Source organism: Arthrobacter sp. SRS-W-1-2016 (assembly GCF_002009585.1).
Classification (GTDB): Bacteria; Actinomycetota; Actinomycetes; order Actinomycetales; family Micrococcaceae; genus Arthrobacter; species Arthrobacter bambusae_A.
In genome coordinates this window covers 110,361-117,905 of sequence record NZ_MTPV01000045.1, presented here as the reverse complement: position 1 = coordinate 117,905, position 7,545 = coordinate 110,361, and the positions used below count along the sequence as shown (strand labels likewise).

Here is a 7,545-nt window from a genome sequence, read left to right as displayed (position 1 = left end):
ACCGCACCCTCTTCCAAGGCGACGCCGAACCCGCCCGGCTCCCCGGCTACGGCATCGTCCCCGCCGGCTGGGCACGGAAACTCCTCAACGACAGCAGCGGCCATGGAACGTCCGCACAAGGTCAGTCCGAGGACGGCCAAAATCACGATTTGAAGGTCTGGCTCCGGCGCCTCTACACCGCCCCCGGAACCGGCCAGCTTGTCGCCACGGATTCGCGGGCGCGGCTTTTCCCGGCAGGCATGCGGCGCTTCATCCAGGCCCGCGACGACACCTGCCGCACCCCGTACTGCGACGCACCGATCAGACACATCGACCACATCATCCCCTGGCACCACGGCGGCACAACCAGCCTGGCCAACGGGGCACGGCTCTGCGAAGCCTGCAACCACACCAAAGAACTCCCCGGCTGGACAACACAAACCGGTATCGGGAAGCGACATGTCCTCGACATCCGCACCCCCACCGGCCGTACCTACCAATCAACAGCCCCGCCCCTGCCGGGAATCGGGATACAAGGCACAGACCCTCCGCATTCCGGACGCCACCGACGCCGGCTACGACACCAAGCAAAGGCACTGAAGTACGCCCACGTCACCGACCTACGTGCCGCCGCCTGAGCGGCTCAGGCGCACGCCGCCGGCTACGGCTTGATCGGGCTGCCTGGGAGGATCTCGGAGGGAACGGGCTGAGGCAACGGCAGCGTCGGCGATGGGACCACCGGCGTCGGGATCGTGATGGGTCCGGGGCGGCCTTTGGCGACGTCTTGCAGTCCCTTGCGCGGATCCGAGTCGGACCCTGAAGCGATATGGCTGGGAGTCGCGCGTGGCGATGGTTGCGTGTTGTTGCCTTGTACATCAGGGCTGGACGACTCCGGGGAAGGCGACTCGGGATTGCTCGCCCCCCGGGTAGGCACAGGACCTGGCTCCGGGCGCGTTCCCTGCTGTTGCGGAGCGTTCCCGCCCGATCCAGGGGTGAGCTGGGAGACGACCGACCCCACCACGGCGCCCAAGTGTTCAATCGTTCCTGGAATGCCGCCCTCGGACGCAGCCGCGGCGGTCGCCCCGGCGGCGAGGGAAGCCGCAACGGCAACGGCGGCGAAGGTCAAACGGCCCTTTTTGCGGCGACGAGCGGCCAGTTCATCTACAGGAGCAGCCGCGGCGCCGGAAGCCGTCTCCCCAGAGGTAACGGCTTCGGCCGCCCCGACATTGGAGACAGGCATGATCGCCACGCGGCCGGGAGCCATCAAGGCTTGCACAGCTGCCGATGGCTGCGGCCGGGTGCTCGCAAGGGCGCGCAGTTCCAGCAGCTCTGTCCGGATCTCGTATGCTTCGTCGAGCCCGGCTTCAGCGAGCAGGCGGTCAACGCCTTGCTCCCCGAAGGATGCGGATTTTTCGCTCATGATGTGCCATTCCTTAGTAGTGCACGTTCTCTTAGTGCACTCAATGCCCTGCGCTGCAACTGCTTCACGGCTCCTTGGGACTTGCCCATGATGGCCGCTGTTTCTTCCAACGACAGGTCGGCAACGACCCGTAGTGCAAGGACCTCCCGGTAGTCGGGGTTGAGGTCGGCCAGTAGCTCCGTCACTCCCAGGCCTTCCCCGTGCCCGAATGCCTGTTCCTCGGCCGAAGGCGCGCTTCGCGCATCCAGGTCGGCTTCATAGGGGGCGGAATCAGGTGTGCGTTCACGCTTGCGGTAGTGATCCACCATTCGCGCGTGCGCTATGGAGAAGAGCAAGGTCCTGGCCCCCTGGAGTCCTCCTCGGAGGGAATCCAGTTTGGGATAGAGAGCCAGGAACACGTCCTGGGTAACTGCTTCCGGATCGTCTACGCCGCGGGCGCGCAGGTATCCAAATACCGGTCCGGAAAACTCGTTGTAGGCAGCCGTGAAGAGCAGTGCGGGATCTTCTTCATCCGCCTGCAAGTATTCATCAGCCAAAGGGTCAAGCACCCGCGACCCCTCCATCCCACGCAGCGGGGTCATCGTCCCTGGCCTGGGAAACGACCACCGCCGCAGTCTGTTGCGTCGCGGGGCTCCTTGTCATTTTGCCAAGGAGCCCCGCCGTTCAAGCGTAGCCGCAGTGTTACGGGCTGACAGAATCGGACGGCACGTGCACGGGTGCGGTCGGCACGTGGGACGGCACAGCCGGGACGGCCGGTACAGCGGGGACGGCCGGTGCGGACGGAACTGCGGGAACAGCCGGCACGGCAGGCAATGCGGCGTTTCCATTTGCGTCGACCTTGGCGGAAGCGGATCCGTCAGCCTTCAGGCCGGCAGCATTGCCTTCGCTCACCACAGTGGCGCAGTGTGCGTTGACGTTCGCCTCTCCACCGGCTGCAACGACGAGTGACGAGTAGCCGGGCACCTTGGTGTCGGCCTTCAGGCCGCCGTTGAGGAGAGCGGTGCAAAGACCGAACGCGTCCGGCGAGGTGGCCTTGGCAGACGCAGCTGCTGCGGCAGCCTTGGACTTTGCGTCATCGACGGCGTCCGTGGCCTTGGACTTGGCGTCGGCAGCAGCGTCAGTGGCCTTGGACGTTGCCATCTGGGACGCGTCGGTCGTCTTGGACTCTGCGGACTCGGCTGCTTTTGACGTGGTCGGAGCCGGGGCTCCGAGCAGCTCGTGGGCGCTCTTCTGCATATCGTTGGGAAGCGCTCCGTTGAAGGCTGCGACGCCGGTTCCGCCAACCGCTACAGCTCCGGCGGCAAGGACGCCGGCGGCGATTTTGCTGGTGGCAAGGACAGTGAACAAGGACATGAAACCCTCCGACAAACGTTTTGGGACTGCTCCGGCAGCGGTTGTGTCGCTACTGGATGATCAGTGCGGACGTTGCCCACACTCCCCTTACATCGCTGACGGTCCCGGCGAGGTTACGCCCGATTCAAAAAAACTTTCAGGCGAGTGTCCTGGCCTGCTCAATCAGCTTGAGTACCTCGACTGGCCCGGCCGGATCCACGGGGAGCGGCAAGGCGGAGGCGGCACCGCCGTCGGCGATCTTCTCCGCAAGGATCCGGTAGAACTCCTGGTAGGCGCCGCGCTCGGTGGGTACCGTGCTCCGTACGCCGTCGATTTCCAGGGTTCCGTAGTGGTGCGGATCGTCGACGCCGTAGGCGCCGTCCGTGGGCCGGCCGCCCGACACGATGAACGGTTCCTGCGGATCGATCCCGAACTTCACGAAGCCGCCCTTGCTGCCCAGGACGCGGAAGCGCGAAGCGTGAAGCTGGCTGTTGACGTTCATGGCGACGTGGCTGATCACGCCGGAAGCATGCTTGAGGACCAGGAAGACGTCGTCATCGGCTTTTTCCTGAGGCCTTCGGGCCAGGATTTCGGCATGGATGACTTCAGCAGGCCCGAACATCTGCACAGCCAGGTCCAGCAGGTGGGTTCCGAGGTCGAAGAGCAGCCCACCGCCGTCGTCGGCTGTGGCACCGGCCTTCCACGCCTTGCTGATTTCGGGCGCCCAACGCTCCATCGAAGCTTCGCAGCGCATCACCTCGCCCAGCGTCCCGGCGTCGAGCAGCTTCTTCACGGTGAGGGCGTCGCCGTCCCAGCGGCGGTTTTGATAGACAGTAAGCACGCGGCCCAGCCGCGCGGCCAGCCCGATCAGCTCCTGCCCTTGCGTGCTGGTCACGGCAAACGGCTTGTCCACGACGACGTCGAGCCCGGCTTCCAGCGCGGCCTTCGCGAGCGGATGATGGGTCGCGGGCGGAGTGCCGAGCACCACGAGGTCCAGTTCGCCGGCGAGCGCCAAGACGTCCTCCGGGCCGTTCACGATCCTCGCGCCGGGATGCCGCTCCTGGGCTTTGGCCTGGCGGCCCGCGTCCGAAGTAGCGATCACCTCGAGCGAATACGCGGGATTGGCAGCGATGAACGGCGCGTGGAAGACGCTGCCGGAAAGTCCATAGCCGACGACGGCGGTGCGGATCGGTGTGAGGGTCATGCCGCTACGCTACCGGGCCAAGGTAGTCGGGCGAAGGTTATGTCAGCAGTCTTTCAGCAGGCGCGTGACGAGTTCCCGCCACGATGCCGCCAGTCGCTCCGCCGGGACTCCATGCGCGCGGAGGGCATGGAGGATCCGCTCAGGATCGAGGGTGGCGCCGAGCGAAAGAGCCAGAAGCCAAGGATCGCGGTCCAGGCCCGCTTCCCGCAGCAGCATCTCGATGTGCCGGTGCCACAACACGACCGGCGGCGCGTCGTGCCGGTTTTGCGGGGAATGCTCGGCCGCGGCACGGGCCAGCTCTCCGTATTCTTCGACATACTTGATGCGCGCTTCGCCGAAGGCGAGGAGGCGTTCACATGGGGGCGCTCCGGGGCCGAGCGGCGGTGGACCGAAGATGAACTCGCGCTGGAATTCCGCTTCGGCGTCGCTCAGGAGGGTCATCATGAGTCCTGCGCGGCTGCCGAAACGGCGGAAGACCGTTCCCTTCCCGACGTCGGCCCGGCACGCGAGCATGTCCATCGTGACGGCGTCCACTCCATGTTCGGCCACTAGGTCCCTGGCAGCTCGAAGGAGCCGTTCGCGGTTACGCGCGGCGTCACTGCGCTCCGGCTGTGTCCCGAAAGGCGAACCGGGCCGGATGGGGATGAGGCTCACAAAAACATTCTAGCCTTGGGAATATTAAGCGGACCGCAGTCCGTTTAGAATCTACGAAGGCAGCAAAAGCCTCCACAACCGAGCGCCTGCGGCACCGTCCGCGGCCAGACCCAAGGAGTTCCCATGTCCAAGAACACCGTTCTCGCCCTTGTTGGCAGCCTCCGCGCCGATTCCCACAACCGCAAGCTCGCCGAAGCCATCCAGCTCAACGCCCCCGAAAACGTCGAAGTACAGATCCACGGCTCCCTCGGCAACATCCCGTTCTACAACGAAGACATCGACGTCGAAGGCCAGGTTCCCGCCGAAGCCGCGGCCCTCCGCGCTGCGGCTGCCGAAGCTGACGCGATCCTCCTGGTCACGCCGGAACACAACGGCACCATGCCGGCATCGCTCAAGAACGCCATCGACTGGCTGTCCCGCCCGTTCGGCGCCGGTGCGCTGGCAGGCAAGCCCACCGCCGTCGTCGGCACCGCGTTCGGCCAGTTCGGCGGCGTCTGGGCGCAGGACGAGGCCCGCAAGGCAGCCGGCATCGCCGGCGCCAAGGTCCTCGAAGACGTCAAGCTTGCCGTTCCCGGCTCCATGATCCGCTTCGCTGAACTGCACCCGAAGGACGACGCCGAAGTTGTCGAGCAGATCAAGGCCATCTTCGAGCCGCTGACCGCCGTCCAGGAAGAAGTAGCGGCCTAGTTCTCCGGTATCCCAAGAATGCCCCCGTCCCGCCGCTGAGGCGTGGGCGGGGGCATTCTTTGTCGATACGATGTCGGCATGGCCGATTACAACCGCCATGCCGAGGTCGACGCCTACATTGAGGCCCTCCCGGATTGGCAACGCGACATTGCTGAGCAACTACGGGACCTCATCCATGAAGCCGAACCCGGCATCGTCGAAACGATCAAGCGTCGCACCCGGCCTTATTTCGTCCTCGACGGCAACGTTTGCGCGCTGCTGGCAGCCAAGGACCACGTCAACCTGTTCCTCTACGACGGCGCAATCGTCCCCGACCCGGACAACATCATCACCTCGGGACACGACAACAAGACCGCCCGGATGATCACCTTCCACCGGCACGAGCCGATTCCGCGCGCGCCCCTCATCACCATGCTGCGGCAGATCGCGGCGAACAACCGCGCAGGTGGCTGGAGAAAGATCAAGGGAACGGACTAGCCGGAACGGCTTCGCCACCCAAGCAAAAGCGTCACCGCGCCGCTACCATTCCGTGACAGAGCTGAGGCCGAACCGTCATGGGCGGAGCGGCCCATGCCTGGGCGGCCAGCCGTAACGTTGACTTACAAGCACCAGAGGTGATCGGGGCAGGAGCGGGGCTGTCATGGGGGTCAGGCGCGGCGCGGAAGGCACGACGACGGCGATCGCCGCGCTGTGCCTGTCGCTCGCGCTCTGCCTGGCTGGCTGTGCTTCCCCCGACGGCGGCACTCCGGTCGGGTCAGGCTCCGCGCAACCGGCCTCGCCCGGCTTTGTCCACGGGACGCAAAAACCGGTCATCGGCCCGGTTCCCGCCCCCCTCCCTGCACCTCCCCCGTATTTCAACCCGCCCCCCGCGGCGTCGCTGCCAACCAAGGCGAGCCCGCAGGAACCCGCAACAGGGCCGTTACCCGCGCCCCTCCCAAGCGTCGGCGAATCGACCGGAACCACCGTGTTTTTCGTGGCTATCGGCGACGGCGGCAACCGCGGTGCGCGGTTCGGCTGCAACGACAGCCTCGTGGCCATCCAAGTCACCTCCCCTTCGGGCAGCGACCCGCTCGCCGTGGCCATGGGGCAACTTCTGGCACCCGACGACACCGCGTCCCGGGCGGGTTTGTACAACGCACTCTCGGGCTCCGCGCTGCACTACGTTTCGGGCTACCTCGACGGCACCACCGCCGTCGTGAACCTGAGTGGGTCGCTTCGCCCCGAAGGCTTGTGCGAGCAAACGCGGATCGAAACCCAGCTCGCGCAGACCGCAGTGGCGGCCACGGGAGCATCCCAGGCCGCCATCTACATTGACGGGAACACCCTCGCGGACGTCCTGAGTTTGCGCCCAGGCGGCCAATCACTCGAATAGCGCATCCATGTCTGCGTAGCTCCGGGTGCCGGCGAGGCCGGACCAGTTTCCGTCCCCAAGGACCTCCCGGGCAAGCCTCGAGACCTTCGCGTACGCGGCCCTGGCAGTGCTGCCGCCAATGCTGATTCGCCGCACACCGACGTCGTGCAATTCTCCGGGCGACGGCGAACCCAAGCCTGCCAGCGCATTGAGCGGCACGCTGATCCGCCGGGAAAGTTCGTGAAGAATATGGAGATCCGCCAGCCCGGGCACGAATATTCCGTCCGCCCCTGCTCGCTGATAGGCATCCGCGCGACGTAGCGTTTCCTCATATGCGCTTTCCGGAAACTTTCCGGACCAATATGTGTCCGTGCGCGCGTTGATGAACAGCCCGACACTCGCATCCTCGGCGGTCTGCCTGATCAGCGCGATGCGCCTGGACTGCTCGGCGATCTCGCTCAGCGGTTCGTCCGCCGAGTCCTCGATGTTGATCCCGACGGCGCCCGCGTCCAGCACCGCTCGAACCGTGACCTGGAGTTCCTCGTCAGTACGCCCGTAGCCAGTCTCGATATCCGCGGTCACAGGCAAGCGGGTGGCCCGGGCGATTCGCGACAGCGCTTCCATCGCGAGTTGCCGTGGAAGGTGGTCGCCGTCCCGGTACCCCAGGCTCCAGGAGACGGCCGAGCTGGAGGTGGCCACCGCCGCCGCTCCCGCTTCCTCGACCATCAGCGCAGATGCCGCATCCCACGCATTCACCAGCACCAACGGCGCATGTGGCACGGCGTGCAGCTCGTGGAAGCGGAGCGCCTTGGATTCGAGTTCGGGATGCGTCGTCATGGCTCTATTCCAGCCTTCCTGCGTCCGGACGTAAAGCGCTTCGCACCGGGAATCCCAAAATCGAGATGAAACATCCGTTGC

At 65.7% G+C, this 7,545-nt stretch carries 10 protein-coding genes; 4 read left to right on the top strand and 6 right to left on the bottom strand.

Features of this window, described 5'->3' with window-relative positions; translation table 11 throughout:
* On the top strand, window positions 1–617 hold a 617-nt coding region (locus tag BMF89_RS11565; RefSeq protein WP_139359631.1), incomplete at its 5' end, for an HNH endonuclease signature motif containing protein.
* A 23-nt stretch (window positions 618–640) separates the two neighbouring features.
* Here BMF89_RS11565 and BMF89_RS11560 read toward each other — a convergent pair.
* The 5 genes from BMF89_RS11560 to BMF89_RS11540 form a co-directional block, all read right to left on the bottom strand.
* Complete coding sequence (locus tag BMF89_RS11560) at window positions 641–1,399, bottom strand: hypothetical protein (RefSeq protein WP_078107242.1); 759 nt, start codon at window positions 1,397–1,399, stop codon at window positions 641–643.
* On the bottom strand, window positions 1,396–1,947 hold the full coding sequence (locus BMF89_RS11555) for a sigma-70 family RNA polymerase sigma factor (protein WP_078107241.1): 552 nt from the start codon (window positions 1,945–1,947) through the stop codon (window positions 1,396–1,398). The genes BMF89_RS11560 and BMF89_RS11555 overlap by 4 nt, the downstream gene beginning before the upstream one ends.
* A 133-nt stretch (window positions 1,948–2,080) precedes the next feature.
* Window positions 2,081–2,752, bottom strand: coding sequence for a hypothetical protein (locus BMF89_RS11550; RefSeq protein WP_078107240.1), 672 nt, complete (start codon window positions 2,750–2,752; stop codon window positions 2,081–2,083).
* A gap of 136 nt (window positions 2,753–2,888) precedes the next feature.
* Entirely contained in the window at window positions 2,889–3,935 is a 1,047-nt protein-coding gene (locus BMF89_RS11545) for a Gfo/Idh/MocA family oxidoreductase (protein ID WP_078107239.1), read from the bottom strand.
* A gap of 42 nt (window positions 3,936–3,977) precedes the next feature.
* A complete protein-coding gene (locus BMF89_RS11540; protein ID WP_078107238.1) occupies window positions 3,978–4,589 on the bottom strand; it encodes a TetR/AcrR family transcriptional regulator in 612 nt (203 codons plus the stop codon).
* Between the two features lie 123 nt (window positions 4,590–4,712).
* Here BMF89_RS11540 and BMF89_RS11535 point away from each other — a divergent pair, with 123 nt between their 5' ends.
* The 3 genes from BMF89_RS11535 (at window position 4,713) to BMF89_RS21600 (ending at window position 6,648) form a co-directional block, all read left to right on the top strand.
* Window positions 4,713–5,276 carry an NADPH-dependent FMN reductase gene (locus BMF89_RS11535; protein ID WP_078107237.1) on the top strand — a complete coding sequence of 188 codons (564 nt, stop codon included), beginning with the start codon at window positions 4,713–4,715 and terminating at the stop codon, window positions 5,274–5,276.
* Between the two features lie 78 nt (window positions 5,277–5,354).
* Window positions 5,355–5,753 carry a DUF1801 domain-containing protein gene (locus BMF89_RS11530; RefSeq protein ID WP_078107236.1) on the top strand — a complete coding sequence of 133 codons (399 nt, stop codon included), beginning with the start codon at window positions 5,355–5,357 and terminating at the stop codon, window positions 5,751–5,753.
* Between the two features lie 163 nt (window positions 5,754–5,916).
* Window positions 5,917–6,648, top strand: coding sequence for a GerMN domain-containing protein (locus tag BMF89_RS21600; RefSeq protein WP_139359630.1), 732 nt, complete (start codon window positions 5,917–5,919; stop codon window positions 6,646–6,648).
* Here BMF89_RS21600 and BMF89_RS11520 read toward each other — a convergent pair.
* Window positions 6,637–7,464 carry an isocitrate lyase/phosphoenolpyruvate mutase family protein gene (locus BMF89_RS11520; RefSeq protein ID WP_078107235.1) on the bottom strand — a complete coding sequence of 276 codons (828 nt, stop codon included), beginning with the start codon at window positions 7,462–7,464 and terminating at the stop codon, window positions 6,637–6,639. The genes BMF89_RS21600 and BMF89_RS11520 overlap by 12 nt on opposite strands.
* Window positions 7,465–7,545: the final 81 nt, after the last annotated feature.

Excerpts from the sequence above, each read along its gene's own strand:
- BMF89_RS11560 (WP_078107242.1), bottom strand. The coding sequence starts at position 1,399 with ATGAGCGAAAAATCCGCATCCTTCGGGGAGCAAGGCGTTGACCGCCTG.
- BMF89_RS11550 (WP_078107240.1), bottom strand. The coding sequence starts at position 2,752 with ATGTCCTTGTTCACTGTCCTTGCCACCAGCAAAATCGCCGCCGGCGTC.
- BMF89_RS11545 (WP_078107239.1), bottom strand. The coding sequence starts at position 3,935 with ATGACCCTCACACCGATCCGCACCGCCGTCGTCGGCTATGGACTTTCC.
- BMF89_RS11535 (WP_078107237.1), top strand. The coding sequence starts at position 4,713 with ATGTCCAAGAACACCGTTCTCGCCCTTGTTGGCAGCCTCCGCGCCGAT.
- BMF89_RS11530 (WP_078107236.1), top strand. The coding sequence starts at position 5,355 with ATGGCCGATTACAACCGCCATGCCGAGGTCGACGCCTACATTGAGGCC.
- BMF89_RS21600 (WP_139359630.1), top strand. The coding sequence starts at position 5,917 with ATGGGGGTCAGGCGCGGCGCGGAAGGCACGACGACGGCGATCGCCGCG.
- BMF89_RS11520 (WP_078107235.1), bottom strand. The coding sequence starts at position 7,464 with ATGACGACGCATCCCGAACTCGAATCCAAGGCGCTCCGCTTCCACGAG.